At 64.7% G+C, this 25,537-nt stretch carries 21 protein-coding genes and 1 pseudogene; 13 read left to right on the top strand and 9 right to left on the bottom strand.

Features of this window, described 5'->3' with window-relative positions; translation table 11 throughout:
• Positions 1 to 33 precede the first annotated feature (33 nt).
• The 3 genes from glmU (at position 34) to glmS (ending at position 4,169) form a co-directional block, all read left to right on the top strand.
• A complete protein-coding gene (glmU, locus tag LJY18_RS06070) occupies positions 34 to 1,398 on the top strand; it encodes a bifunctional UDP-N-acetylglucosamine diphosphorylase/glucosamine-1-phosphate N-acetyltransferase GlmU (RefSeq protein ID WP_238040879.1) in 1,365 nt (454 codons plus the stop codon).
• A 137-nt stretch (positions 1,399 to 1,535) separates the two neighbouring features.
• Positions 1,536 to 2,306, top strand: coding sequence for a DeoR/GlpR family DNA-binding transcription regulator (locus LJY18_RS06065; RefSeq protein WP_238040878.1), 771 nt, complete (start codon positions 1,536 to 1,538; stop codon positions 2,304 to 2,306).
• A gap of 12 nt (positions 2,307 to 2,318) precedes the next feature.
• On the top strand, positions 2,319 to 4,169 hold the full coding sequence (gene glmS, locus LJY18_RS06060; RefSeq protein ID WP_238040877.1) for a glutamine--fructose-6-phosphate transaminase (isomerizing): 1,851 nt from the start codon (positions 2,319 to 2,321) through the stop codon (positions 4,167 to 4,169).
• Positions 4,170 to 4,451: 282 nt separating this feature from the next.
• On the opposite strand, the gene LJY18_RS06055 is transcribed toward glmS, so the two are convergent.
• From LJY18_RS06055 to LJY18_RS06045, 3 genes are read right to left on the bottom strand one after another with little or no spacing between them, the layout of a single operon-like run.
• Positions 4,452 to 5,267 (bottom strand): c-type cytochrome, encoded by an 816-nt coding sequence (locus LJY18_RS06055; protein WP_238040876.1) that lies wholly within the window; start codon positions 5,265 to 5,267, stop codon positions 4,452 to 4,454.
• Between the two features lie 9 nt (positions 5,268 to 5,276).
• The gene (locus tag LJY18_RS06050; protein ID WP_238040875.1) at positions 5,277 to 6,200 is read right to left on the bottom strand and encodes a copper resistance protein B; all 924 of its coding nucleotides are present in this window, start codon (positions 6,198 to 6,200) and stop codon (positions 5,277 to 5,279) included.
• A 12-nt stretch (positions 6,201 to 6,212) separates the two neighbouring features.
• Entirely contained in the window at positions 6,213 to 8,063 is a 1,851-nt protein-coding gene (locus LJY18_RS06045) for a copper resistance system multicopper oxidase (protein ID WP_238040874.1), read from the bottom strand.
• 602 nt (positions 8,064 to 8,665) lie between these two features.
• Between LJY18_RS06045 and bufA2 (LJY18_RS06040) the strand changes: the two genes are divergently transcribed.
• The gene (gene bufA2 / locus LJY18_RS06040; RefSeq protein ID WP_238040873.1) at positions 8,666 to 8,926 is read left to right on the top strand and encodes a BufA2 family periplasmic bufferin-type metallophore; all 261 of its coding nucleotides are present in this window, start codon (positions 8,666 to 8,668) and stop codon (positions 8,924 to 8,926) included.
• Between the two features lie 78 nt (positions 8,927 to 9,004).
• Here bufA2 (LJY18_RS06040) and LJY18_RS06035 read toward each other — a convergent pair whose 3' ends face one another.
• The 4 genes from LJY18_RS06035 to LJY18_RS06020 all read right to left on the bottom strand — a co-directional run bounded on the left by LJY18_RS06035 (position 9,005) and on the right by LJY18_RS06020 (position 12,544).
• On the bottom strand, positions 9,005 to 9,568 hold the full coding sequence (locus tag LJY18_RS06035) for a carboxymuconolactone decarboxylase family protein (protein ID WP_238040872.1): 564 nt from the start codon (positions 9,566 to 9,568) through the stop codon (positions 9,005 to 9,007).
• A gap of 109 nt (positions 9,569 to 9,677) precedes the next feature.
• Positions 9,678 to 9,896: a hypothetical protein gene (locus tag LJY18_RS06030; protein ID WP_238040871.1), complete on the bottom strand. Its 219-nt coding sequence runs from the start codon at positions 9,894 to 9,896 to the stop codon at positions 9,678 to 9,680.
• 65 nt (positions 9,897 to 9,961) lie between these two features.
• Positions 9,962 to 12,313: a heavy metal translocating P-type ATPase gene (locus LJY18_RS06025; RefSeq protein ID WP_238040870.1), complete on the bottom strand. Its 2,352-nt coding sequence runs from the start codon at positions 12,311 to 12,313 to the stop codon at positions 9,962 to 9,964.
• 3 nt (positions 12,314 to 12,316) lie between these two features.
• On the bottom strand, positions 12,317 to 12,544 hold the full coding sequence (locus tag LJY18_RS06020) for a DUF2933 domain-containing protein (protein ID WP_238040869.1): 228 nt from the start codon (positions 12,542 to 12,544) through the stop codon (positions 12,317 to 12,319).
• A 266-nt stretch (positions 12,545 to 12,810) separates the two neighbouring features.
• On the opposite strand from LJY18_RS06020, the gene LJY18_RS06015 reads away from it, so the two are divergent.
• The 9 genes and pseudogenes from LJY18_RS06015 to LJY18_RS05975 all read left to right on the top strand — a co-directional run bounded on the left by LJY18_RS06015 (position 12,811) and on the right by LJY18_RS05975 (position 22,898).
• A complete protein-coding gene (locus LJY18_RS06015) occupies positions 12,811 to 13,494 on the top strand; it encodes a heavy metal response regulator transcription factor (protein ID WP_238040868.1) in 684 nt (227 codons plus the stop codon).
• Entirely contained in the window at positions 13,491 to 14,873 is a 1,383-nt protein-coding gene (locus tag LJY18_RS06010) for a heavy metal sensor histidine kinase (protein ID WP_238040867.1), read from the top strand. Before LJY18_RS06015 ends, LJY18_RS06010 begins: the two co-directional genes overlap by 4 nt.
• Before the next feature lie 187 nt (positions 14,874 to 15,060).
• The gene (gene bufA2, locus LJY18_RS06005) at positions 15,061 to 15,315 is read left to right on the top strand and encodes a BufA2 family periplasmic bufferin-type metallophore (protein WP_238040866.1); all 255 of its coding nucleotides are present in this window, start codon (positions 15,061 to 15,063) and stop codon (positions 15,313 to 15,315) included.
• A 61-nt stretch (positions 15,316 to 15,376) separates the two neighbouring features.
• The gene (gene bufB / locus LJY18_RS06000) at positions 15,377 to 16,222 is read left to right on the top strand and encodes an MNIO family bufferin maturase (RefSeq protein ID WP_238040865.1); all 846 of its coding nucleotides are present in this window, start codon (positions 15,377 to 15,379) and stop codon (positions 16,220 to 16,222) included.
• Positions 16,213 to 16,998, top strand: coding sequence for an HvfC/BufC N-terminal domain-containing protein (locus tag LJY18_RS05995; protein ID WP_238040864.1), 786 nt, complete (start codon positions 16,213 to 16,215; stop codon positions 16,996 to 16,998). The genes bufB and LJY18_RS05995 overlap by 10 nt, the downstream gene beginning before the upstream one ends.
• Before the next feature lie 81 nt (positions 16,999 to 17,079).
• Positions 17,080 to 18,264, top strand: coding sequence for a C17 cyclopropane fatty acid synthase CfaB (cfaB, locus tag LJY18_RS05990; protein ID WP_238040863.1), 1,185 nt, complete (start codon positions 17,080 to 17,082; stop codon positions 18,262 to 18,264).
• Between the two features lie 111 nt (positions 18,265 to 18,375).
• Positions 18,376 to 18,960: pseudogene (locus LJY18_RS05985) on the top strand (LysE family translocator); the annotation flags it as partial.
• A gap of 34 nt (positions 18,961 to 18,994) precedes the next feature.
• Positions 18,995 to 20,764 (top strand): sensor histidine kinase, encoded by a 1,770-nt coding sequence (locus LJY18_RS05980; protein ID WP_238040862.1) that lies wholly within the window; start codon positions 18,995 to 18,997, stop codon positions 20,762 to 20,764.
• 115 nt (positions 20,765 to 20,879) lie between these two features.
• On the top strand, positions 20,880 to 22,898 hold the full coding sequence (locus LJY18_RS05975) for a hydantoinase/oxoprolinase family protein (RefSeq protein ID WP_238040861.1): 2,019 nt from the start codon (positions 20,880 to 20,882) through the stop codon (positions 22,896 to 22,898).
• A gap of 75 nt (positions 22,899 to 22,973) precedes the next feature.
• Here the strand turns inward: LJY18_RS05975 and LJY18_RS05970 are convergent, their stop codons facing one another.
• Both LJY18_RS05970 and folD read right to left on the bottom strand, forming a co-directional pair.
• Entirely contained in the window at positions 22,974 to 24,530 is a 1,557-nt protein-coding gene (locus LJY18_RS05970; protein WP_238040860.1) for a trimethylamine methyltransferase family protein, read from the bottom strand.
• A 75-nt stretch (positions 24,531 to 24,605) separates the two neighbouring features.
• The gene (gene folD / locus LJY18_RS05965) at positions 24,606 to 25,520 is read right to left on the bottom strand and encodes a bifunctional methylenetetrahydrofolate dehydrogenase/methenyltetrahydrofolate cyclohydrolase FolD (protein WP_238040859.1); all 915 of its coding nucleotides are present in this window, start codon (positions 25,518 to 25,520) and stop codon (positions 24,606 to 24,608) included.
• Between the last annotated feature and the right edge of the window lie 17 nt (positions 25,521 to 25,537).

The raw sequence follows: 25,537 nt of genomic DNA, 5'->3' as shown, positions 1-25,537 counted from the left end.
CTTTGTCCGCATTTTTTGGATCAGTGTCTGCCTATGTCTCTCGATATCGTCATCCTCGCCGCCGGCCAAGGCACCCGCATGCGCTCCGCCTTGCCGAAAGTCCTGCATCCGATCGCCGGACAATCCATGCTCGCGCACGTCATCGACCGCGCCCGACAGCTTTCACCTGTCGGCATCCATGTGGTGATCGGGCATGGCGCAGACCTGGTGCGTGAGCGACTGGCCGCAGATGACCTGAACTTCGTCCTGCAGAACGAACAACTGGGCACCGGCCATGCCGTGGCCCAGGCCCTGCCGGCGCTGACTGCCGAGCGCGTGCTGATTCTCTACGGCGATGTGCCGCTGATCGAGACTGCCACCCTCGAGCGTTTGCTGGAACGGGTCGGCGCCGAGCAACTGGCGCTGCTGACCGTCGACCTGATCGACCCGACCGGCTATGGCCGTATCGTGCGTGATGCGGCTGGCGTGGTGAAGGCGATTGTCGAGCACAAGGACGCCACGCCCGAGCAAAGGCAGATCTGCGAAGGCAACACCGGCATTCTCGCCGTGCCCGGCAAGCGTCTGGGCGACTGGCTCGCGCGCCTGTCCAACAGCAATGCCCAGGGCGAGTACTACCTCACCGACGTGATTGCCATGGCGGTGGCCGACGGCCTGGTCGTGGCCACCGAGCAACCACTGGATGCGATGGAAGTGCAGGGCGCCAACGATCGCCTGCAACTGGCCGAGTTGGAGCGTCATTACCAGCAGCGTGCCGCCCGCAGCCTGATGGCCCAGGGCGTGACCCTGCGCGATCCGGCGCGTTTTGACCTGCGCGGCGAGGCGACGGTGGGACGCGACGTGCTGATCGACATCAATGTGATCCTCGAAGGCCGGGTGGTCATCGAGGATGGCGTGCAGATCGGGCCGAACTGCGTGATCAAGGACAGCACCCTGCGCAAGGGCGCGCTGGTCAAGGCCAACAGTCATCTGGACGGCGCCGAACTGGGCGAGGGCGCCGACTGTGGTCCCTTCGCCCGTCTGCGGCCCGGCAGCGTGCTGGGGGCCAAGGCGCATGTCGGCAACTTCGTCGAACTGAAGAACGCCGTGCTGGGCGAGGGTGCCAAGGCCGGGCACCTGAGCTACCTGGGCGATGCCGAGATCGGCGCGCGGAGCAACATCGGTGCCGGCACCATCACCTGCAACTACGATGGCGCGAACAAGTTCAAGACGGTACTGGGTGAGGACGTGTTCATCGGCTCCAACAGTGCCCTGGTGGCGCCGGTGACCCTGGGTGACGGCGCCACCACTGGCGCCGGCTCGGTGATCACCGCCGATATACCGGCGGGCACCCTGGCGGTCGGCCGGGCCAAGCAGCGCAATATCGACGCCTGGAAGCGCCCGGTGAAGATCAACAAGTAGTGCGGCCTCGCCGCGCAGCGGCAGCCCGCTATTGAGTTGGGCGAGTATGCCGAAGGGTCTGGTCGCCCAGCGGCTCTTGACTCGAAAGCTTCATTAGGTTTTGATTCGCACCATTATCTTTCGAATCGAAACTTAGCATGTCGAAACGCAACACGCCGCAACGTCGTCACACCATCCTCACCTTGCTCGCCGAGCAGGGCGAGGTGAGTGTGGATGAGTTGGCCAAGCGTTTCGCCACCTCTGAAGTGACCATTCGCAAAGACCTCGCCGCCCTGGAAAAGAACGGCTTGCTGCTGCGCCGCTATGGCGGTGCGGTACCCCTGCCGCAGGAGCTGATCGGCGATGCCGGCCAGCCAATTTCCCCCTACAAGCAGGCCATCGCCCGCGCTGGTGTGGCACGCATCCGCGAACATGCGCGAATCATCATCGACAGCGGCACCACCACGGCGGCCATGATTCCCGAGCTTGGCTACAAGCCGGGCCTGGTGGTGATGACCAACTCGCTGAATGTGGCCCGCGCCCTGAGCGAGCTGGAGCACGAGCCGGTGCTGCTGATGACCGGCGGCACCTGGGATCCGCACTCGGAATCCTTCCAGGGCCAGGTCGCCGAGCAGGTGCTGCGCTCCTACGACTTCGACCAACTGTTCATCGGCGCCGATGGCATCGATCTGGCCCGTGGTACCACCACCTTCAACGAGTTGCTCGGCCTGTCCCGGGTGATGGCCGAGGTGGCCCGCGAGGTGGTGGTGATGGTCGAGAGTGACAAGATCGGCCGCAAGATTCCCAACCTGGAACTGCCCTGGAGCAGCATCCATACCCTGATCACCGACGAGCGCCTCAGCGCTGAAGTGCGTGAACAACTGATGGCGCGCGGGGTCAACCTGATCTGCGCCGCCGTAGAGCATTAAAGGAGAAAGACTATGTGTGGCATCGTGGGCGCCGTCGCCGAACGCAACATCACCGCCGTGCTGGTGGAAGGCCTGAAACGTCTGGAATACCGCGGCTACGACAGCGCCGGTGTGGCGCTGGTGAATGAGCAGGGCCAGCTCGAGCGCCGCCGCCGGGTGGGCAAGGTCAGCGAACTGCAGGCCGCGCTGGTTGCCGAACCGCTGGCCGGCCGTCTGGGCATCGCCCACACCCGCTGGGCCACCCATGGCGCGCCGAGCGAACGCAATGCCCACCCGCATTTCTCCGGCATTGATCTGGCGGTGGTGCACAACGGCATCATCGAAAACCACGAACAACTGCGTGCTCAGCTCATGGGCCTGGGCTATGTGTTCAGTTCGGACACCGACACCGAAGTCATCGTCCACCTGCTCGAGCACAAGCTGCAGAGCCTGGGTGACCTGACCGCCGCGCTCAAGGCCGCGGTCAAGGAGCTGCACGGCGCCTACGGCCTGGCGGTGATCAGCGCGCAACAGCCGGATCGCCTGCTCGCCGCGCGCAGCGGCAGCCCGCTGGTGATCGGCCTGGGCCTGGGCGAGAACTTCCTCGCCTCGGATCAACTGGCCCTGCGTCAGGTGACCGACCGTTTCATGTACCTGGAAGAAGGTGATATCGCCGAGATCCACCGCGATGGCGTGCAGATATGGGATGTCGACGGCAATCCGGTGGTGCGCGAAAGCGTGCAGTACCACGAGGGCGCGGAAGCGGCCGACAAGGGTGAGTTCCGCCATTTCATGCTCAAGGAAATCCATGAGCAGCCCAAGGTCGTGCAGCGCACCCTGGAAGGCCGCCTGGGCAGCAACCAGGTGCTGGTCCAGGCGTTTGGCTCGCAAGCCGCCGAGCTGTTCGCCCGGGTGAAAAACGTGCAGATCGTCGCCTGTGGCACCAGCTATCACGCCGGCATGGTCGCCCGTTACTGGCTGGAAGAGCTGGCCGGGATTCCCTGCCAGATCGAAGTGGCCAGCGAATTCCGCTACCGCAAGGTGGTGGTGCAACCCGACACCCTGTTCATCAGCATCTCCCAGTCCGGCGAAACCGCCGACACCCTGGCGGCGCTGCGCAACGCCAAGGCGCTGAGCCCCGAGCAGGGCGGTTACCTGGCCAGCCTGGCCATCTGCAACGTCGGCATCAGCTCGCTGGTGCGCGAATCCGACCTGTGCCTGCTGACCCATGCCGGCCCGGAAATCGGCGTGGCCTCGACCAAGGCCTTCACCACCCAGCTGGTCGCCCTGATGCTGCTGACCCTGTCCCTCGGGCAGGTCCGCGGCAGCCTGGACAAACAGCTGGAAGCCGAGCTGGTGGACGAATTGCGCCGCCTGCCGACCCGCCTGGGTGAAGCCCTGGCGATGGACACGGTGGTGGAGAAGGTCTCCGAACTGTTCGCCGAGAAGCACCACGCGCTGTTTCTCGGCCGTGGCGCGCAGTACCCGGTGGCCATGGAAGGCGCGCTCAAGCTCAAGGAAATTTCCTATATCCACGCCGAAGCCTACCCGGCCGGAGAGCTCAAGCACGGCCCGCTGGCCCTGGTCGACAGCGACATGCCGGTGGTCACGGTGGCGCCGAACAACGAGCTGCTGGAGAAGCTCAAATCCAACCTGCAGGAAGTGCGTGCCCGTGGCGGCGAGTTGCTGGTGTTTGCCGATGAGCAGGCCGGCCTGCGCAACGGCGAGGGCACCCATGTGGTGAACATGCCGCATATCCACGACGCCCTGGCGCCGATTCTCTACACCATCCCGCTGCAGCTGCTGTCCTACTACGTCGCCGTGCTCAAGGGCACCGACGTCGACCAGCCGCGCAACCTGGCCAAGAGCGTGACGGTGGAATAGCGCTGTGCCGTTAGCACTGGCCTGCATCAGGGTTACCACCCTGTTGTTCATTTGCAATGATCGGCCATAGGTTGGCAGGTTACCCGGCTACCACTGTTCGCTGTCGGCGCGGGGCAGGCCAATGACCTGGTAGGCCTGCCGCCGTCCGGAATACCGGCAGAGCCCGCCGGGCGATGCCCGGCAGGTCGGCGCGCGTGCTCGAGGCGATGCCCTGGGCGCAGCATCGATGAGCGCTGCCGCCAAGGCGGCGACACGTGCTACTCGATCTGTGAAACGACGGTTTCAGCCGGCATGGAGATGCTCCTTACCATCGGCGTGGACGTGGCCCTTGCTCGCAGGCTTGGGGGCCGCGGCAGCTGGCTTGACGTCGTGGTGGCTGGTCCCGGGCATTTCCCCGGCGTGATGGTCGGCTGCGGCTTCATCAGGGTGGCTCATCCCGGGCATTTCCCCGGCGTGATGGTCGGCTGCGGCTTCATCAGGGTGGTTCATCCCGGCCATTTCGCCGGAATGGTGATCGGCGCCTGCCTCCGCGCTGTTGTGCTGACCCTCATGGTTGTGCATCTCGCTCTCGCCCCCGCCGTGCTGGTGGCCCGCGCTACTGGCAACCAGGGTCCGATACTGCTGGGCATCGAGGTCGGGCAACTTTTTCATAAAGGCGACTAGGCCCCATATATAGGGGTCGGCCATGCTCTTGCCCCAGGCGGGCATGCCGCTGGCCTTGATGCCGTGCTTGATAATCCAGAAGGTCGCCGCCGGATCGCGATCGAAGCCGGCCTTGGTCAAGTTCAGCGGTGCCGGGTAGAGACTCTGGCTCAACTCGGTAGCCGCTATACCGGGCGCCAGGTGGCAGCCGATGCACATCGAGTTGTAGTTGCCGGCCCCGGCGCGGATCAGGGCCTGGTTCTGCAGATCGGGTACCTGGATATCCCGTGAGCGCAACAGGATCGAGCGATCACGGGCCATGGCCAGGAAGGCATAGACGGCAGGCGGATGGGGATCGTCGGCGCCCACGTTGACCAGGCCATAGTAGGCGCCGGCGGTGACCGCGATGCTGGCGACAATGCTGGCTGCCACCAAGGTTTTTATTGTTCTTTTCATCTCAGGTCCTCAAAACCACAGTCGAATACCGGCGACAAAGCGAGCCTCGCTGACAGAGCCGCCTTCATCGCGCGCCAGATCGGCGGTATTGCCGTAGGCGCGGTTCCAGCTAACCCCGATATAGGGGGCAAATTCTCGGCGAATTTCATAGCGCAGGCGCAGACCGATTTCACTGTTGGCCAGGCCGGAGCCCAGGCCGCGTCCAGGGTCGTTCTTGCCATAGAAATTCAGCTCTGCAGTGGGCTGCAGGATCAGTCGATTGGTCAGTAGCATGTCGTAGTCGCCTTCCAGGCGCAGGGCGCTTTGCCCTTGCTCGCCGACGAAACCGGTGGCTTCGACTTCCAGGCCGAACAGCGGCATGCCCTGCACGCCGAACGCGGCCCAGGTTTGTGCCGAGCCCGGCTTGAAGTCCTGGCGCACCCCGCCGACCAGCTCCCACCAGGGGCCGATAGCGTGGCCCCAGAGTGCCTGGAGTTCGGCATCTTCGGTCACGCCATTGGTTCGCTCGCCTTCCGAGCGCAGCCACAAGCGGTCGATATCGCCGCCGATCCAGCCCGAGGCGTCCCAGCTGAGTACGCTGCCTTCATCGGCATCCTGGTATTCCAGCTTTTCGAACAGCAGGAAGCCGTTGAGCGCCTTGTCGTGCATCTTATGACCGTCCAGCGGCGGGAATGCGGCGGCGCGATCGGCATCGGTCAGCCGCGGGATCGGCGTCCGGCTGCTGGCTGGCTCGCGACTGCCGTGGTTCATCTGACTGTGATCCATGGCCGCGTGGTTGACGGACTCCATTTGGCTGGGCGGCACGGCGGGTTTGGCGCCATGGCCCATCGCCGCGTGGTCCATCGGCTCGGCAGCCACGGCTGGGCCAGCGCTGCCCAGTAGCAGTGCCAAAGCGCCACCGACCAGTATTTTTTGGTTCACTAATAGGCTCATCGGCAGATTCCCTTATTCATCCACGCGTACTTCACGGAACATGCCCATTTCCATGTGGAACATCAGGTGGCAATGGTAGGCCCAGCGCCCAAGGGCATCGGCGGTGACCCGGTAACTGCGTCTGGAGCCAGGTGGCATGTTGATGGTGTGCTTGCGCACCATGAAGTTGCCTTCTTCGTCCTCCAGGTCGCTCCACATGCCGTGCAGGTGGATGGGGTGGGCCATCATGGTGTCGTTGACGAGGGTGATGCGCAGGCGTTCGCCGTATTTGAGCCGCAGTGGCTCGGCATCGGAGAACTTGATGCCATCGAAGGACCAGGCGTACCTCTCCATGTGGCCGGTCAGGTGCAGTTCCAGGGTACGGCTCGGTTCGCGGCCGTCCGGGTCGGCGAAGCTGCTTTTGAGGTCGGCGTAGGTCAGGACCCGTCGACCGTTGTCGCGCAGGCCCATACCCGGGTCATTCAATTTATGGGTGGGCATCATGGTCTGCATGTCGACCAGCGGGTTGTTGGTCTCGGAAGCCGGGTGGGACTGCATCTCGCCGCTCGTTGCGGCCGGGCTGCCCATGTTGCTGTGATCCATGCCGGCCATGTCGCCCATGCCAGCCATCTGGCTGTGGTCCATGCCGGCCATGTCGCCCATGCCAGCCATCTGGCTGTGGTCCATGCCGGCCATGTCGCCCATGCCGGCCATCTGGCTGTGGTCCATACCGCCCATGTCGCCCATGCCAGCCATCTGGCTGTGATCCATGCCCATATCGCCCATGCCGATCAGCGGGCGTGGATCGAGTTCGGGCACTGGCGCGCTCAGGCCCTCGCGCACGGCCAGGGTGCCGCGGGCATAGCCGCTGCGGTCCATGGACTGGGCGAAGATGCTGTAGGCCTCGGCACCTGCCGGTTCGACTATCACGTCATAGGTTTCCGCCACCGCGATGCGCAATTCATCGACGCTGACCGGGTTGACGTGCTGGCCGTCGGCGGCGACCACGGTCATCTTCAGGCCGGGGATGCGCACGTCGAAATAGCTCATGGCCGAGCCGTTGATAAAGCGCAGGCGCAGCTTCTCGCCGGGCTGGAAGATGCCGGTCCAGTTGCCATTCGGCGCCCGGCCGTTCATCAGGTAGGTGTAGGTATAGGCACTGACGTCGGCGAGGTCGGTGGGGCTCATGTTCATCTCGGCCCACATCTTGCGATCGGCTACGGCGGCCGACCAACCTTGTTCGCTGACGTCGGCGATGAAGTCGCCGAGAGTGCGCTGGTGGAAGTTGTAGTAGTCCGATTGCTTTTTCAGCTTGGCCAAGACCCGCGCGGGGTCTTCATCGCTCCAGTCGCTCAGCATTACCACATAGTCGCGGTCGTACTGGAACGGCTCCGGTTCCTTGGCGTCGATCACGATCGGGCCATAGACCCCCACCTGTTCCTGCAGCCCCGAGTGGCTGTGGTACCAGTAGGTTCCGTTCTGCTGCACCTTGAAGCGGTACTCGTACATTCCATCGGGGGCGATGCCATGAAAACTCAGGCCGGGCACGCCATCCATGTTGGCCGGCAGTATGATGCCGTGCCAGTGGATCGAGGTGTCCTGGCTCAGGCGATTCTTGACCCGCAAGGTCACCGTGTCGCCCTCGCGCCAACGCAGCAGCGGCCCAGGCAGGCTGCCGTTGATGGTCATCGCGGTACGGGGCGCGCCGGTGATGTTCACCGGCGTTTCGCCAATATAGAGTTCGAAGTCGCTACCGCTGAGAACGTTGGGCTGCCCTGGGCTGACTACCGCCCAGGCCGGAGCCCGCCAGAGACCCAGGCTCGCCAATAGGCCGCCGGCGGTCAGGCCTTTGACGAACGTTCGCCTCGAGGTTTTGCTGTGCATGGCGTGTTGTCCAATCAATCAATAGAAATCGGTGCTGAGTAGCCAGCGCTTTGGCTGACGGCCTTGCTCGCGGCGCTGCGGAACCGGCAAACTTCAGCGAGGGTAAACTGCCATATTTCGACCTTGCGGCAGATTACATTTCTGTCAGCTTGGCTGCCCTGATGAGGCTCAACTGGCGGCATGGCGCTTCATGCGCGGCTCAGCTATGGCCGGCGGCGAATCGCTGGTCTGCTGCTGTGCGACCGGTGCAGAGATAGTTGCAGTTTGCTCGATCCGCGCCAAGCGGCGTGCGCCGTTGCCCTCGCTTCAGGCCGACGATGGCGACGCGGCTTAGCATGAGGTGCATGGGGCTGTCCTGGATAGCGTTCGGTTGCCCCGCCGATCCTTTTTTTATCGAGCTTCGGGTTCGAGACAATCGTGATCTGCGCGGCCTGCCAGCCCGCTGAGGCAAAGATTACAGTTCTGTCAGCAAGCTATCTTTCGCTTGTAGGGATTTGCCCGGGTTCTGTAAGGTCTACTCTACAAAGCCTGAACAGCAGCGCTATGCAGGCTTCTCTCGGTCAGTCGTGACCTCAACCATCCCCAGCAAGAGCAATAGCCCTATGTCGACAATATCTTCTGCCGTCACCGGCGCCGCATTGGCATTGGTTGCCGCCGGCCTGTTCGCCAGTCTGCCGGCGCAAGCGGCCCAAGATGCGCAAACAGCTCAAGTGCAGTGCTACGGTGTGAATGCCTGCAAAGGCCAGAACGACTGCATGACCGCCACCAATGCCTGCAAGGGTGAAGGCGCCTGCAAAGGCCAGGGCTTCAACCTGATGACCCAGGCCAAGTGCGACGAGGCGGGTGGCAAGACCGGCAAGTAAGGTTGCGCAGGGAGTGCCTGCCACTCCCTTGCTTCGCCCCCCTTGATAAGCAATCGCGGTAACCTCGGCGTGATCAATTCAGGGGCCACTCGCCGGAGCCGGCGGGAGCTTGCACAAGCCCTGGGCGGGCACATCGAGCGCACTATTGAATTTGCTCGATAAGTTCTGGAAGGCAATAAGCCCGGTCAGTTCAATGATGCCGTCCTCATCGAAGAGTCGGCTTACTTTCCCCATCAATTCATCGGTGACCCGACGCTCCGGGTAGGTGATGGCCTCCGCGTACTCCAGCACCGTCCGCTCGCTTTCGTCAAATAACGCGCTATCGCGCCACTGCGCGAGACTCTCGACTTTCTCCATGGAGCCCGTGCGCTTGGCGAGCGTGGCCGAGTTGATATCCACGCAGAACTCACACTGATTGATTTGCGAGACCCGCACTGTAACCAGTGAGCGCAAAACTGGGCTCAGCGGCGAACCTTTTCTGTCCAGCACGCCATACAGAATAGCCACTGCCGCGAACAGTTTCGGCACGCGTGCCCAGAGCAAGCCAGGTTGCAGGATGGCGCCGTATTTTCTTTGCTGATTCCAGAAGAAGGGCCGTACCCACCAGGGATAGTCACGGATTGGTCGCGCTGAAACTCTCATCGTCCTTCCTCGTGTGCACAGGCTAACGGGTCAGCGCTTTTGGCCCATTCCATCAGGCCCTGGGCAAGAGGGCCTGGCCTGCAGCGCCGGGCACAACTGATCCGAGTGGCTACTCATTGGCGGGTGTTTGCCGGGCGCTGTGTGCCGGCCAACTGGAAAACGCCAGAAAATACAGCAGAACGAAGTTGACGATGGGCACAACCATCAACAGCCCCAGCCACTGCGAATACCCCGCCTTTTTAAAGATCAGACAAAACGGCAGGATGATCAGTACTGAGAACACCAGCATCATCACGGGCCCAAATGGCCACATCGAGGGGTCATGCATCAAAGGACGTCTCCAGGTTATTGATAAATCCAGCAGCAAGCTGCAAGTCGAGTGTTGTCGCCCGTTCAGTCGATGACTACCCGGCGCAGGCGCAGGGCATTGAACACCACCGAGGCGGAACTCACGCTCATGGCCAGCGCCGCGATCATCGGTGACAGCAGGTGGCCGGTCAGAGGGTACAGCAGCCCCGCCGCCAGGGGGATGCCCATGGCGTTATAGAGGAAGGCGAAGCCGAGGTTCTGGCGCATGTTCTTCACCGTGGCCACGGACAGCGTGCGTGCCCGCAGAATGCCCATCAGGTCGCCTTTGACCAGGGTCACCTGGGCGCTGTTCATCGCCACGTCGGTGCCGGTGCCCATGGCGATGCCGACCTCTGCACGGGCCAGTGCCGGGGCGTCGTTGATGCCGTCGCCGGCCATAGCCACCCGCCGGCCCTGAGCTTGCAGGGCCGCCACCAGCCGCTCCTTGTCCTGCGGCTTGACCTCGCCATGTACCTCTTCGATGCCTAGCTGCTTGGCCACCGCCCGCGCCGTGGTCAGCCCATCACCGGTCGCCATGATGACTTTGACCGCTTTGCTCTGCAGCTTACTGACGGCCTGTTTGGACGTCGGCTTGATCGGGTCAGACACTGCCAGCAAGCCGGCCAGCGCGCCGTCCACCGCCAGGTAGATGATGCTGACGGCGTCGGCGCGGAGCTGTTCGGCACGGTCCTGCAAGGGGCCGATGTCGACGCCGGCGTCTTCCATCAAGGCGCTATTGCCCAACTGGATCTGCTTGCCCTCGATCTGCCCGCGCACGCCTATCCCCGAACCGGATTCGAACTGCTCCGGCTTGGCCAGCTCCAGCCCTGCGGCTCGGGCGTGTTCGACGATCGCGTGGGCCAGCGGATGCTCGCTGCCCTGGTCGAGGCTGGCGGCCAGGCGTAGCACTTCATCGGGCTCGACCTGCTGGGTGCCTTCGACGCTGTGGAACACCGGCCGTCCCTCGGTCAGGGTGCCGGTCTTGTCGACGATCAACGTATCGATCTTGCGCAGGTTCTCGATCGCGCTGGCATCGCGGAACAGCACCCCATTGCTGGCGCCCTTGCCGGTGGCCACCATGATCGACATCGGCGTGGCCAGGCCCAGGGCGCAGGGGCAGGCGATGATCAACACCGCCACCGCGTTGATCAGGCCGAATACCCAGCCCGGCTCTGGGCCAAACAGCCCCCAGCCGAACAGGGTCAGCACGGCGATGGCAATGACGCCGACTACGAAGTAGCCGGCGACCGTATCGGCCAGGCGCTGCATCGGCGCTTTCGAGCGTTGGGCCCGGACCACCATTTGCACGATCTGCGCCAGGGTGGTGTCGCCGCCGACCTTCTGCGCCTCCATCACCAGGCTGCCGTGGGCGTTCAGGGTGGCGCCAATCAGTGCATCGCCGGGTGTCTTCATCACCGGCACGGGTTCGCCAGTGAGCATCGACTCGTCGACGGCGCTTTCGCCCTCCAGCACCTTACCGTCGACCGGAACCTTCTCGCCCGGACGCACGCGCAGCCGGTCGCCCTGGTGTACATGCGTCAGCGGGATGTCTTCTTCCTGACCGTCGCTGTTGATCCGGCGCGCCGTCTTGGGTGCCAGGCCGAGCAGGGATTTGATCGCCGCCGAGGTCTGCGAGCGCGCCTTGAGCTCGAGCATCTGGCCCAGCAGGGTCAGGGAGATGATCACCGCGGCCGCCTCGAAGTAGACGCCGATCCTGCCGTCCTGCATGAAGTTCTGCGGAAAAATCTGCGGGACCAGGGTGGCGGCGACGCTGTACAGGTAGGCGGCGGCAGTGCCCAGGCCGATCAGGGTCCACATGTTCGGGCTGCGCTGGCGCACCGAGGCCAGACCACGGGCGAAGAACGGCCAGCCCGCCCAGAGGGTCACCGGGGTGGCGATCACCAGTTCCACCCAGTTTTGCGTGGCACCGTGAAACAACGGCAGCGCGTGCCCGGCCATGGCCAGGGCGGTCACCATGATCGTCAGCGGCAGGGTCCACCAGAAGCGCCGGGTGAAATCCTTGAGCTCGGGGTTTTCCTCTTCCTCGAGCGTCGGCATCAGCGGCTCGAGCGCCATGCCGCAGATCGGGCAGACGCCCGGACCCGGCTGACGGATCTGCGGGTGCATGGGGCAGGTGTATTCGGTTGCCTCGGCCTGCTCAGGCGGCTGCTCGGTCTGCTCGGCGGCGTGCTGCGGGTCCAGGTAGCGAGTCGGTTCGGCGTGAAACCTGTCCAGGCATTTCTGACTGCAAAACCTGTACGTCTCGCCCTGGTACTGCGCGCTGTGCGAGCTGTCGGGGTTGACCTGCATGCCGCATACCGGATCTTGCTGGCCATCATTCTGCCGACCTGCAGGGTGCTGGTGGTCATGTTCGTGATGGCCCGAAGCAGTATTCATGGGTTATTTCCTGGTCTCGTCCTTGCGGACATCGGTTTCGCCATGCCGATGATGGCCGTGGTGGTGGCCGAACAGATGCATCAGGGGGCACAGCAGCAAGATGAGGTAAGGCAGGAGCTGCGAGGCGTGGGTCGAGTGCTCCCGAACCAGATAGAACAGGCCGATGACCAGCAGCATCAGCAGCGGGATGCCGGCCTTGCTCTTCCACAGCGGCGTGGTGGGGTGGGTCATGATCCAACTCCGATGGCGAGCGTTGGCGAACGAACTGTAGTCTAGGGTAGGCAACAGCCTGGGCTACCCGCTTGATATCAATCAAGCCAAGATCATTTCAGCGCGCCTCGCTAGCCGCAGTTGCGACTTCGAGCCGTGCGCGTGAGTACAGCCTAGGCAGTGGTGCCTGACAGACAGCTGGTGGGACCATTACATTTTTGTCAGCTGCTGGTTGCTGTGCTGGATTAGCGGCACACTCAAGGCGCTCGCCACCTGGGAAACAGTACATGAAGATTCTGGTCGCCGAAGACGAACCTAAAACCGGCACCTACTTGCAGCAGGGGCTCAGCGAGGCCGGGTTCAATGTGGACCGGGTGATGACCGGCAGCGATGCCCTGCAACAGGCCCTGGCTGAAACCTACGACCTGCTGATCCTCGACGTGATGATGCCGGGCCTGGACGGCTGGGAAGTGCTGCGCCGGGTGCGTGCTGCCGGCAAGGAGCTGCCCGTGCTGTTCCTCACCGCGCGGGATCGGATCGAGGACCGGGTCAAGGGCCTGGAACTGGGCGCGGATGACTACCTGATCAAGCCCTTTGCCTTTGCCGAACTGCTGGCCCGGGTCAGGACCCTGCTGCGCCGCGGCACTGGCGCGCCGACCCAGTCGAGCCTGAAGATTGCCGACCTGGAAGTCGACCTGCTCAAGCATCGGGCCATGCGCAGTGGCCAGCGTATCGATCTGACCGCCAAGGAGTTCGCCCTGCTGGAACTGCTGCTGCGCCGCCGCGGCGAGGTGCTGCCCAAGTCGCTGATCGCTGCGCAGGTCTGGGACATGAATTTCGACAGCGATACCAATGTCATCGAGGTGGCGATCCGGCGCTTGCGGGCAAAGATCGATGACGATTTCCCGCTGAAGCTGATCCAGACCGTGCGCGGCATGGGCTACAAGCTCGAGGTGCCGGAAGCACAATGAATCGACTGTCCCTGACCGCCCGCCTGAGCCTGATGTTCATGCTGGCCGTGGCGGCGGTGCTGAGCGTCGCGGCGCTGAGTTTCAATCGGCTCAGCCAGCACCACTTCGAGATGCTCGATCGACAGATCCTGATGGAAAAACTCGAGTCCGCCCAGGCCATACTTGCCGACCCGGCAGGGGCAATGAGTTTCGAGCAACTGCATGCCTTGCTCGGCGCACACCGTGATCTGTCGGCCATCATCCTCGCGGCCGACGGCCACGAGCTGTTCGCCGAGCCACCGGCGGTCAGCATCCCGCGGCAGTTCGCGGGCTACCCCGAGGGCGCGTTGTGGGAGTGGCGGAGCCAGGCCCAGAGGTATCGGGGGATCACCGCTCAGCTGGCTGCGCCCGGCCGGTCTGGGCCGGTTACGCTGATGTTGGCACTCGATGTCACCCATCACCTGTCGTTCTTCGAAACCCTGCAGCGCTGGTTCTGGATTGGTCTGGTCGTCAGCGCCCTGGTCAGTGCGGGGCTGGGCTGGATCGTTGCCCGCAGCGGCCTGCGGCCCTTGCGCCAGGTCACCCAGCTGGCCACTTCGGTGTCGGTCGAGTCGCTCAAGGGGCGCATACCCCTGACGTCTGTGCCCTTGGAGCTGCAGCAGTTGGTGACTTCATTCAATGCCATGCTGGGCCGGCTGGATGATGCCTTCGTGCGACTCTCCAGCTTCTCTGCCGACATCGCCCACGAGCTGAGGACGCCGCTCAGCAGCCTGATGACCCACACCGAGGTGATTCTCAGCCGCAAGCGTGATGTCGACACCTATGAGGAGAATCTCTATTCGAACCTGGAAGACCTCAAGCGCATGGCGCGGATGATCGATGACATGCTGTTCCTGGCCAAGTCGGACAATGGCCTGATCATCCCCGAGCAGCAGCACATTGCACTCGAAGCGGTGGTGGCCAAGTTGTTCGAGTACTACCAGTTGCTGGCCGAGGACCGTGGGGTCGAACTGAAGTTGGCAGGTCATGGCAGCATCCGCGGCGACCTGCTGATGTTGCATCGGGCGATCTCCAACCTGTTGTCCAATGCGCTGCGTTACACCCCCGCAGGAGCGACCATATTGGTGACGATCGGCGAGGCTGCTGGCACCACCAACCTGACCGTTGAAAACCCTGGGCCGAGCATTCCTGCTGAACACCTTGAGCGGCTTTTTGATCGCTTTTACCGCGCCGATCCTGCACGCCGAGAAGGCAGCCGGAGCAATGCCGGTCTGGGCCTGGCGATCACTCGCTCGATAGTCGCGGCCCATCAGGGCAGCATCTGCTGCAGCTCGGTGGATGGCAGGACGGCTTTCCACATGGCGTTTCCCCAATACGGGCAGCCCCGGGAGGCTGAGTGAGCAAGGCACGCTTATGCCTGGCGTGGCAAACGTAGGCGATTGCCGTGACTGTACTGGGGGCGCCGGCTGAGTAGCGCAAAACTTATCGTCAGGGCTGTAACGCCTGGCCCCGATCGCTCTCTAGTTCTATGTCGGCGTTGAGCACTCCTGTTTGACCGACCCAACCAGACTATCCGAGGATGCACCCATGACTACCAAGACTGCTGCTACTGGCGCTGCCCTGGCCTTCGCCGCCGCTACCCTGTTCGCTGGCCTGACCAGCACCATGGTTGTGGCTGAAGAGGCCATGGTTCACTGTTACGGCGTTAACGCCTGCAAAGGTCAGAATGATTGCAAGACCGCCAGCAACGCCTGCAAAGGCCAGGGCTCCTGCAAGGGCCAAGGCTTCAAGACCATGACCCTGGCCGAGTGCAATGCGGCCAAGGGTACTGTTGGCGAGTAACGTCCGTCGGAGTGGCCGAGCTACGGCCACTCCGGTTCACCCCATGGCCGAGGAGCCCGGCATGTCCATCGAGTCACCCAGCCTGGGCTATGGCCTGGGTTTGCGTACCCCCTATTACCAGGAGATTCTCGAGCAGCGACCCAACGTCGACTGGTTCGAGGTTATCTCGGAAAATTATCTGGTCGAGGGCGGCAAGCCGCTCTACTACCTGGACGCCATCGGTGAGCACTATCCGCTGGTGATGCATGGCGTCTCGCTGTCGATTGGCGGCCCCCATGAACTGGATCGTGATTACCTGCGCCGTCTCAAACAGCTGGCGCAGCGGGTTCAGCCCCAGTGGATCTCCGATCACCTGTGCTGGAGCCGCGGCAATGCCCATCAGTTGCACGACCTGCTGCCACTGCCATTCACCGAAGAGAGCCTGCAGCACGTCGCGGCGCGGGTGCGTCAGGTGCAGGACGTGATCGAGCGGCCGCTGGTGCTGGAGAACGTGTCCAGCTATCTGCGCAGCGCCGACGATCAGTTCAGTGAGTGGCAGTTCCTCGCCGCGCTCTGTGAACTCAGCGGCTGCGAACTGCTGCTCGACGTCAACAATGTCTATGTCAGCGCGCGCAACCATGGTTTCGAGCCCTGGGACTTCATCAGCGGGCTGCCCAGGGAGCGTATCCGCCAACTGCATCTGGCCGGGCACAGCGATTACGGCAGCTACCTGATCGACACCCACGATCAGCCGGTCAGCGATCCGGTCTGGCAGCTCTATCAGCGAACTTTGCGTCACCTGGGGCCGGTCTCGACGCTGCTCGAGCGTGACGACCACTACCCGCCATTTGCGCAGTTGCTCGCCGAGCTCGACCAGGCCCGCGCCTATGCCGCCGTGGCTCTGGGGGGAGCGCCAGCATGCGTCTGAACGACTGGCAGCGCGAACTCGAGAGCTACCTGCTCGGCAGCGACCCGACAGCCAATCCAGAGTTGCGCGCTAGCCTGCTCGGCAGCCCGGCCCTCAGTGCCGAACAGGGCCTGGCGATCTATCACAACGCCTATCGCGCGCGCCTGCTCGAAGCCTTGCGCGGCGATTACCCAGCCGTGCACGGCTGGCTCGGCGACCAGGAATTCGATGCGTTGGCCGGCGCCTATATCGATGCGCGCCCCTCGCAGCACTTCAGCCTGCGCTGGCTGGGCGCCGAGTTGGCCAGCTTCATCGATACCTATCTGGTGCCTGAGCAGGCGATCCCGCTCGGCGAGCTGGCGCGGCTGGAGTGGGCGTTCGGCCTGGCTTTCGATGCGGCCGCAGGTGAGCCGTTGAGCATGGCGCAGATGGCCAGTCTGCCGGCCGAGGACTGGCCGAACCTGCAGGTGCGCCTGCTGCCCAGCGTGCAATGGCAGGTCTGCCGGCACAACAGCCTGGCGCTCTGGCGCGCGTGCAAGGCGCAGAGCGAGTTCCCCGGCAGCCAGGCGCTGGAGCAGCCCCAGGTCTGCCTGATCTGGCGGCACGGCTTGATCAGCCAGTACCGCAGCCTGGATCCCGACGAAGCCGCAGCCTTGCACGGCATGGCCGTGGCCGGCTGGAGTTTCGCCGAACTCTGCGCACAGTTGCACGAGCTGGGTGAGAACGCTCCGCTGCAGGCCGCCACCTGGCTGCGCCAGTGGCTTGGCGACGGCCTGTTGCAGCGACATGGCGGATAGCCAGCTTCTATGGAGCCGATTAGCTGACCCGCGAGTCATTTGAACTAGTCTTTCATTGATTGCTGAAAGCTGGAGGTTCTTATGCTCGCGTATCTGCCGCCTACCCTGCGTGATCTTCATTTGCCCCTGCGCCTGCGGCTGTGGGACGGCAAGCAAATCGATCTGGGGCCCGAACCGCGGGTCACCATGGTGGTGAAAGACCCGAGCCTGGTGGCGCAACTGGCCCATCCGAGCCTGGCTGCTTTGGGTGGCGCCTATGTCGAAGGACGCCTGGAGCTGGAGGGGCCGATCAGCGCGGTGATCGAACTCGGTGATGCCCTCAGTCAGGCGCTGATCGACGATGAGCCGGTTGTCGAGGCGCAGCGCAGCGCCCACGACAAGGACACCGATGCGGCGGCCATCAGCTACCACTACGACCTGTCCAACGACTTCTATGCGCTCTGGCTGGACCGCGAGATGGTCTACTCCTGCGCCTATTTCGAGACCGGCAATGAGGACCTCGAGCAGGCCCAGCAGGCCAAGCTGCGCCACCTGTGCCGCAAGCTGCGTCTGCAACCGGGCGAGCGGCTGCTCGATGTCGGCTGCGGCTGGGGCGGGCTGGCGCGCTTCGCCGCCCGCGAGTTCGGCGTCGAGGTGCATGGCATCACCCTCAGCCAGGCGCAGCTGCAACTGGCCCGGCAACGGGTCGCGGACGAGGGGCTGGCGCCGCAGGTGCACCTGGAACTGCTGGACTATCGCGACCTGCCGCAGGACGGCCGCTTCGACAAGGTGGTCAGCGTCGGCATGTTCGAGCATGTCGGCCACGCCAACCTGCCGCTCTACTGCCAGCGCCTGTTCGCTGCGGTGAAGAGCGGCGGACTGGTGATGAACCATGGCATCACCGCCAAATACACCGACGGCCGTCCGGTGGCGCGCGGTGGCGGCGAGTTCATCGGCCGTTACGTGTTCCCCGAAGGCGAACTGCCGCACCTGGCGACCATGATCACCGAGCTCAGCGATGCCGGCCTGGAAGTGGTCGACGTGGAAAATCTGCGTCTGCATTACGCGCGCACCCTGGAACACTGGAGCGCACGCCTGGAAACGCAACTGGAGCAGGCCGCGCAACTGGTGCCCGAGCAGGCCCTGCGCATCTGGCGGCTGTACCTGGCCGGCTGCGCCTACGGTTTTGCCCGCGGCTGGATGAGCCTGCACCAGATCCTCGCGGTCAAGCCGCACGCCGATGGCAGCCACGACCTGCCCTGGACCCGCGCCGATCTGTATCGCTGAGGCGTGAGGCCCGGCTGAGCGCGGGCCGGGCGCGGGGCAGTTTCCTTCAATACCACGAGTTGCACGCCTGTCAGTCTTCGCCTTCTCTCTGGCGATGCTGGCAGGTACGCGATGACTCTTCTGCTTTCCATGGCGGCCTTTGCCCTGGCTTCTTCGATTTCCCCTGGCCCGGTCAACCTCGTGGCGCTCAGCTGCGCGGCCCGCTATGGCCTGCGCGCCAGCCTGCGGCATGTGACCGGCGCGACCCTGGGCTTCACCCTGTTATTGCTGGCCATGGGCCTGGGACTGCACCGCCTGTTGCAGCAATGGCCGCTGCTGGCGGCGCTGATTCGCTGGGCCGGCGTGGCCTTTCTGCTCTATATGGCCTATGGCCTGGCGCGGGACGATGGCCGGCTGGATGGCGGCAAGGCGCAACAGCCACCCACTCTGCTCACCGGCGCGGTGATGCAGTGGCTCAATCCCAAGGCTTGGCTGGCGGCCCTGGCCGGCATGGGCGCCTATGCGACGGACGGCGAACTGGGCGTGGTGGGGCAGTTCGCGGCGCTGTATTTCGTCATCTGCTACCTCTCTCTGGCCTGCTGGGCCTATGCCGGTGCGTTCCTGCGCCAATACTTGGAGCAACCGCGGCGCATGCGCCTGTTCAATCGTGCCCTGGCCCTGCTGCTGGTGGCGTCTGCATTGGGGCGCGCTTTGCCTTACCATGCCGGGATTGGGTCGAGACGAGCCGTGCATGCCTGCCTTTTTTCCGCGTTTCCGCGTCATTCTGATCGTGCTGCTGATCCTCCTCGGCCTGCTCGCCAGCATCTGGCTGGCCGGCCGTTATGCCGAGCAGCACGCCTGGCAGGAGCGCAGCGTCGAGGCGCGTGGCCAGTTGCAACTCTATGCCCAATCGATCCATACCCTGGTCGAGCGCTTCCGTTCGGTGCCCGAGGTGCTGGCGCTGGACAGCGATATCAAGTCGCTGCTGCATGCGCCGAATGATCGCCTGTTGCGCGAAAAACTCAATCAACGCCTGACGCAGTTGAACGCCGCGGCCGGTTCCACCGTGCTCTACCTGCTCGACAGCCAGGGCAAGACCCTGGTGGCGAGCAACTGGCGCGACTGGAGCAGCTTCGTCGGCAACAACTACGCCTTTCGCCCGTACTTTCAGGATGCCATACGCCAGTCTTCCGGGCGCTATTTTGCGGTGGGCGTGACCACCGGCATACCCGGTTATTTCCTTTCCCATGTGGTGCGCGACGATGACGGCGCGGTGCTCGGCGTGCTGGTGGTCAAGCTCGAACTGGAGGAATTGCAGCGCGAATGGGCGGGGCAACCCGGGGTGCTGCTGGTGGCCGACAGTTATTCGGTGGTGATCCTCAGCAACCGCCCGGCCTGGCGTTTTCGGGCCCTGGGCGAGCTCAGCGAAGCGGATCGTGGCGAGCTGGTGGAGGTGCGCAAGTACGCCGAGCAGGCGCTGCAACCGCTGCCCAGCAAGCTGCGCCGGCGCATCGGTGAGGACAGCGAATGGCGCCGGGTCGATGGCCCGGACGGGCGCCGCGACTACCTCTGGCAGCGTTTGGCGCTGCCTGAGGAAGACTGGACCCTGCACCTGCTGGTCGAGCCGCAGGCGCTGGTCGACAGCGTGCGCAGCTACCGCCTGGCCGCCGCTGGGGTGTGGATGACCCTGGCGTTTCTGCTGCTGTACCTGGCCCAGCGGCGCAAGAACCAGCGCCTGCAGGCGGGGATTCGCGAGCGCCTGGAGCGCGAGGTGGCGCTGCGCACCGCCGAGTTGCGCGAGGCTCAGGATGGCCTGGTGCATGCGGCGAAGATGGCTGCCCTGGGGCAGATGTCGGCGGCCATGGCCCATGAAATCAACCAGCCGCTGACCGCCATGCAGATGCAACTGGGCAGCCTGCGCCTGCTGCTCGACAGTGGTCGCCAGGCCGATGTGCACGAAGGTCTGCGCCGCATCGATGCGTTGCTGCAACGCATGGCCGGGCTTACCGGGCACCTGAAGACCTTCGCCCGCAAGAGCCCGGCCGGCCTCAGCGAACGCTTGCGCCTGGGTGATGTGCTGGAGCAGGCGCTGCAACTGCTGGCGCCACGCCTGCGCAGCGAACAGGTGGAGTTGCACTGCGAAATCGACAGCAATGCCATGGTGCTGGGCGATGCGATTCGACTCGAACAGGTCCTGCTCAACCTGTTGAACAATGCCCTGGATGCCATGGCGGATGCCGAACCGCGGTTGCTCACGGTGTCGATCCAGCGCCAGGGCGAGCAGTGCCTGCTGAGTATTGCGGACAGTGGCGGCGGCATTGCCGAGGAAAACCTGAGCCGGGTGTTCGAGCCGTTCTTCACCACTAAGCCGGTGGGCCAGGGCTTGGGCCTCGGCCTGGCGGTGTCCTACGGCATCGTCCGCGAGTTGGGCGGCAGCCTGGTGGCAACCAATGGCGCGCGGGGCGCGGTGTTCAGCCTGAGACTGCCGGCGGCGCCGAATCCCGATCCATCCAGCGCCTGAAAAATACCCAGGCGCGGTCGGTTTTCGGTGGCGCGATGCCGCTGGTGGATCAGTGACGAACCTTGGCGGGTGCTATTAGTGCGATCTATGGGCAGCCACGGGAACGAGAACGGGCATGGCTTACTACCTTGGAGTCGATACCGGTGGCACCTTCACCGATGCCGTGCTGCTGGACGACCAGCGGCGTGTGGTGGCCTCGGCCAAGCGGCTGACCACGCGCCTGGATCTGAGCGTCGGCATCGGCCAGTCGCTGGCGGCGCTGCCCCAAGAGCTGATGCCCGAGGTGGCCATGGTCTCGCTGTCCTCGACCCTGACCACCAATTCGGCGGTGGAAGGCAAGGGCTCGCCGGTGTGCGTGCTGTTGATCGGCTACGACGCCCAGCAGCTCAAGGCCAGCGGGCTCCCCGAGCTGCTCGGCGCGGATGGCATCGTCATGCTGGCCGGCGGCCATGATCCCGGCGGCAAGGAACACACCGCGCTGGACGAGGAGGCCGCGCGCCAGGCCATCCTGCATTACCGCGAGCGGGTCTCGGCCTTCGCCATCTCGGCCAGTTTCAGCGTGCGCAACCCCTGCCACGAGCTGCGCGTGCAGGAACTGGTCACCAGCCTGGCGGGCAAGCCGGTCAGTTGCGGCCATGAATTGGCCTCCTCGCTCGGTGCGCCGCGACGGGCGATGACCGCGGCGCTGAACGCGCGCATGATCGCCCAGGTCAGCCAGTTGATCGAGTCGGTCGAGGGCCTGCTGGCGCGCCTGGATATTCGCGCCCCGTTGATGATCGTCAAGGGCGACGGCTCCCTGGTCAATGCCCAGAGCGCCATGCGCCGCCCGATCAGTACCGTGCTCTCGGGACCCGCCGCCAGTGTCAACGGGGCCTGCGCCCTGAGCGGCTACCGCGACCTGATCGTGGCCGACATGGGCGGCACCACCACCGATATCGCGGTGGTGCGCAACGGTCGCCCGCAGTTGTCCTTCGACGGTGCCCGGGTGGGCGAATGGCGGCCGATGGTCGAAGCCATCCGCCTGTATTCGGTCGGTCTGGGCGGGGACAGCGAGCTGAGTTTCGACAGCGGCCTGGGCATCGTCATCGGCCCCCGTCGGGTGGTGCCGCTGAGCCTGCTGGCCAGTCAGTATCCGGCGGTGATCGAGGTGCTGGAGCGCCAGTTGCGTTCGTCCCCCAGCAGCAGCCACAACCGTTTTGCCCTGCGTCTGCAGCGCGATGACGCCCTGTTGCGCCACCTCAGCGGCGACGAGCAGGCCGCCTGGGAGCGCCTGGAAGCCGGACCCGTGGCCATCGAACAGGCGGCCATGGACGAACGCTGGCTGGCGCGCGCCCTGGCCCGCCTGGAGCGCAAGGGACTGGTCATCTACAGCGGCTTCACCCCCACCGATGCCACCCACGTGCTGGGCCTTTCCCGGCACTGGAGCAGCGAGGCGGCGAATCTGGCGGCGCGCATCTGGGCCCGCCGGATGCGGCGTCAGTACGGCTTCGGCAGCTGGCCGGAAGGCGATGCCGAGGCGCCGGCCCGGGATGTGTTCCAGCGGGTTGTGCAGATCATCTGCGCCAAGCTGGTCGAGGCCGGGCTGCACGATGCCGGTCAGGAAGGCGATGTCAGCCGCCTGGCACGGGTGCTCAGCGAGCTGATCCTGACCCCCCAGGCGCGCGAAGGTGGCGGCTCGGTATTCAGCATGCACTTTGCCGACGAGCTGCCGGTGGTGGCCGTCGGCGGGCCGGCGGCGAGCTACTACCCGCTGGCGGCCCAAGCCCTGGGCGTGCACCTGTGCCTGCCGGAACACGGCGAGGTCGCCAATGCCGTGGGCACGGTGTATGGCGAGGTGGTGCAACGGGTGCACATCAGCGTGCTGCAGCCGGTGTTCGGGGTGTTTCGGGTGTTCGGCCGGCACGGCCCGGTGGACCATCCCAGCCTCGAGGCGGCGCTGGCCCAGGCGCGCGCGGAGGCCGCCGCGGACGCCGAGCAGATGGCCCGCGAGGCCGGCGCCGAGAGCCCGCGGATCGACTTCGAGCTGGCGGAAAAACGGGTGCGCAATGACATCGACGGCGAGTTGTTCGTCGAGGCCCGGGTCACCGCGGTGGCCAGCGGCATGCCGGCGCTGCAGCTGGCCGCCGAGGCCTGAGGGCGACGACGATCAGTCGCCAGGCAGCGCAACCAGGCGGCCGAACAGCCGCCTGGGTGCCATCGCCGCCAGCGGCTACACGTTCGAGTCGGGCATGCTCGCCTTGCGTTGCTCGATATAGGCCAGCAGCGCCGCGTCGATGGCCGGGTCCAGCTCCGGCGGCTGGTAGTCGGCCAGTAGCTTCTTCCAGCGGGCGTTGGCGCGCTGAGCCATGTCCAGACGACCGTCGGCATCCCATTGCTCGAAGCTGTTGTTGTCGCAGATCGGCGACAGGTAGAAGGCCGTCTTGAAGTTCAGCTGGGTGTGGTTGCAGCCGAGGAAGTGCTTGCCGGGGCCGACTTCGCGAATCGCATCCATGGCCTGGCCGTTTTCGGACAGGTCGATGCCCTTGAGCAGGGTCTGCATCATGCCGGCCTGGTCGGCATCCATGATGAACTTCTCGTAACCCATGGCCAGGCCACCCTCGAGCCAGCCGGCGGTGTGCAGGGCGAAGTTGACCCCGCCCAGGGTGGTCGGCAGCAGGGTGTTGGCGCTCTCGCTGGCCGCCTGGGCATCGGGGATCTTCGAGGCGGTGAAGGAGCCGCCGGAACGGAACGGCACGCCCAGGCGCCGGGCCAGGTTGGCCATCACGTAGAGCACCAGCGCCGGCTCGGGGGTGCCGAAGGTGGGGGCACCGGACTGCATCGACATGGAGCTGGCGAAGCTGCCGAGTACCACCGGGGCGCCCGGGTTGACCAGCTGCACGAAGGCCATGCCGGCCAGGGCCTCGGCCAGGCTCTGGGCGGCGGTCCCGGCCACGGTGACCGGCGACATGGCCCCGGCGAGGATGAACGGGGTGATGATGCAGGCCTGGTTGGCGCGGGCATAGACCTTGGCGGCACCGAGCATGGTGTCATCGAAGGTCATCGGCGAGTTGGCGTTGATCAGGTTGATCACGCAGGTTCTCGGCTTGCCGGTGTCGGGATCGGTCCAGTTGTCGCCGAACAGGATCTTGGCCATCTCGATGGTGTCCTGGGCCCGCTCCGGGTGGGTCACCGAGCCCATGAAGCACTTGTCGGAGTACTTCATGTGGCTGTAGATCATGTCCAGATGGCGCTTGTTCACCGGCAGGTCCACCGGTTCGCAGATGGTGCCGCCGGAGTGATGGATGCTCGGCGACAGGTAGGCCAGTTTGACGAAGTTGCGGAAGTCCTCGATGGTCCCGTAGCGCCGTCCGCGATCTATGTCATGGACGAAGGGGCAACCGTAGGCGGGCACGAACACGGTGTTGGCGCCGCCGATGCGCACGCTGCGGGCGGGGTTGCGGGCATGCTGGGTGAACTCGCGCGGGGCGTTGTCCTGAATCAGCTTGCGGCACATGCCGCGCGGCATGCGCACCCGCTCGCCCTGGACGTCGGCGCCGGCGTCGCGCCAGATCTGCAGCGCTTCCGGGTCGTCGCGAAAATCGATACCGATCTCTTCGAGGATGGTGTCGGCGTTGTTCTCGATGATGCTCAGTCCGTCGTCATTGAGCACCTCGTAGTAGGGGATGTTGCGCGTGATGTAGGGCGGTTGTGCGGCCTGACCTTCGGACCGGCTCGCGCGACGTGCCTCACTGCCGCCTGAGCGTCTGCGTGTGGGATTTGAACTCATGATCGGACTCTCCCTCGGTTGTTTGCGTCATCGGGACGTCAGTATGTGGAGTTGCTGGGCACCCCCTGTGCCGACCTAGTTGCTCTGCGCGCTGCCCCAGGCGGCTTGCATGATGCCGGAGGGGAAGACGATGCCGTTCTGCTGGCAGGCGGCTTCGAGCGTATTGAGCAGCAGGCAGGCGATCGTCATGGGGCCGACGCCACCGGGAACCGGGGTGATGGCGCCCGCCACGCCGCGTGCCGAGTCGAAATCCACGTCGCCCACCAGCAGGGTCTTGCCTTGCTCCTCGATGCGGTTGATGCCGACATCGATGACTGTAGCCCCTGGCTTGATCCAGTGCCCGGGAACCAGTCGCGGTCGCCCGACCGCAGCCACCAGGATGTCCGCGCGGTGGCACTCGGCCTGCAGATTGCGGGTGCGTGAGTGGGCGATGGTCACCGTGCAGTCCGCATTGAGCAGCAGGCTGGCCATGGGTTTGCCGACGATGTTGGAGCGCCCCAGCACCAGGGCGTGCAGGCCGCTCAAGTCGCCGAGGTGGTGCTTGAGCAGCATCAGGCAACCCAGTGGCGTGCAGGGCACTATGCCCTTGCCGCCAGTGGCCAGCGCGCCGACATTGAGTGGGTGGAAGCCATCGATGTCCTTGTCCGGGCGGATGGCGGTGATCACCCGCTCCGGGTCGACCTGTGGCGGCAAGGGCAACTGCACCAGAATCCCGTGCACGGCCGGATCCTGGTTCAGACGCTCGATGAGTTCGAGTACCTGCTCTTGCGGCACGCCATAGGCCAGGCGGTATTCGAAAGACGACATCTCGGCTTCGCGCGCCTGGGTCGCCTTGTTTCTGACATAGATCTGGCTGGCCGGGTCTTCGCCGACCAGGATCACCGCCAGCCCCGGGGTGACGAAATGCTGTTCGCGCAGCTTGCGGACCTGGTGGCCGATTTCCGCGCGCAGGCGCGCCGCATAAGCCTTGCCATCGATGATTGTTGCCATGGGTGAGCCCCTGTCTG

The sequence above is a fragment of the Pseudomonas sp. MMS21 TM103 genome, from assembly GCF_022132145.1.
In the GTDB taxonomy this organism is placed as follows: Bacteria; Pseudomonadota; Gammaproteobacteria; order Pseudomonadales; family Pseudomonadaceae; genus Aquipseudomonas.
This window is presented reverse-complemented; position numbering and strand designations above follow the sequence as displayed.

Bases quoted from the DNA above. Each gene is read 5' to 3' on its own strand.
- LJY18_RS06030 (WP_238040871.1), bottom strand. From the start codon at position 9,896: ATGCATGACCCCTCGATGTGGCCATTTGGGCCCGTGATGATGCTGGTG.
- LJY18_RS05970 (WP_238040860.1), bottom strand. From the start codon at position 24,530: ATGAGTTCAAATCCCACACGCAGACGCTCAGGCGGCAGTGAGGCACGT.
- cfaB (WP_238040863.1), top strand. From the start codon at position 17,080: ATGCTCGCGTATCTGCCGCCTACCCTGCGTGATCTTCATTTGCCCCTG.
- LJY18_RS05975 (WP_238040861.1), top strand. From the start codon at position 20,880: ATGGCTTACTACCTTGGAGTCGATACCGGTGGCACCTTCACCGATGCC.
- LJY18_RS06015 (WP_238040868.1), top strand. From the start codon at position 12,811: ATGAAGATTCTGGTCGCCGAAGACGAACCTAAAACCGGCACCTACTTG.
- LJY18_RS06025 (WP_238040870.1), bottom strand. From the start codon at position 12,313: ATGAATACTGCTTCGGGCCATCACGAACATGACCACCAGCACCCTGCA.
- bufB (WP_238040865.1), top strand. From the start codon at position 15,377: ATGTCCATCGAGTCACCCAGCCTGGGCTATGGCCTGGGTTTGCGTACC.
- LJY18_RS05995 (WP_238040864.1), top strand. From the start codon at position 16,213: ATGCGTCTGAACGACTGGCAGCGCGAACTCGAGAGCTACCTGCTCGGC.
- LJY18_RS06010 (WP_238040867.1), top strand. From the start codon at position 13,491: ATGAATCGACTGTCCCTGACCGCCCGCCTGAGCCTGATGTTCATGCTG.
- bufA2 (WP_238040866.1), top strand. From the start codon at position 15,061: ATGACTACCAAGACTGCTGCTACTGGCGCTGCCCTGGCCTTCGCCGCC.
- LJY18_RS06035 (WP_238040872.1), bottom strand. From the start codon at position 9,568: ATGAGAGTTTCAGCGCGACCAATCCGTGACTATCCCTGGTGGGTACGG.
- glmS (WP_238040877.1), top strand. From the start codon at position 2,319: ATGTGTGGCATCGTGGGCGCCGTCGCCGAACGCAACATCACCGCCGTG.
- folD (WP_238040859.1), bottom strand. From the start codon at position 25,520: ATGGCAACAATCATCGATGGCAAGGCTTATGCGGCGCGCCTGCGCGCG.
- glmU (WP_238040879.1), top strand. From the start codon at position 34: ATGTCTCTCGATATCGTCATCCTCGCCGCCGGCCAAGGCACCCGCATG.
- LJY18_RS06045 (WP_238040874.1), bottom strand. From the start codon at position 8,063: ATGCACAGCAAAACCTCGAGGCGAACGTTCGTCAAAGGCCTGACCGCC.
- LJY18_RS06055 (WP_238040876.1), bottom strand. From the start codon at position 5,267: ATGAAAAGAACAATAAAAACCTTGGTGGCAGCCAGCATTGTCGCCAGC.
- bufA2 (WP_238040873.1), top strand. From the start codon at position 8,666: ATGTCGACAATATCTTCTGCCGTCACCGGCGCCGCATTGGCATTGGTT.
- LJY18_RS05980 (WP_238040862.1), top strand. From the start codon at position 18,995: ATGCCTGCCTTTTTTCCGCGTTTCCGCGTCATTCTGATCGTGCTGCTG.
- LJY18_RS06065 (WP_238040878.1), top strand. From the start codon at position 1,536: ATGTCGAAACGCAACACGCCGCAACGTCGTCACACCATCCTCACCTTG.
- LJY18_RS06020 (WP_238040869.1), bottom strand. From the start codon at position 12,544: ATGACCCACCCCACCACGCCGCTGTGGAAGAGCAAGGCCGGCATCCCG.
- LJY18_RS06050 (WP_238040875.1), bottom strand. From the start codon at position 6,200: ATGAGCCTATTAGTGAACCAAAAAATACTGGTCGGTGGCGCTTTGGCA.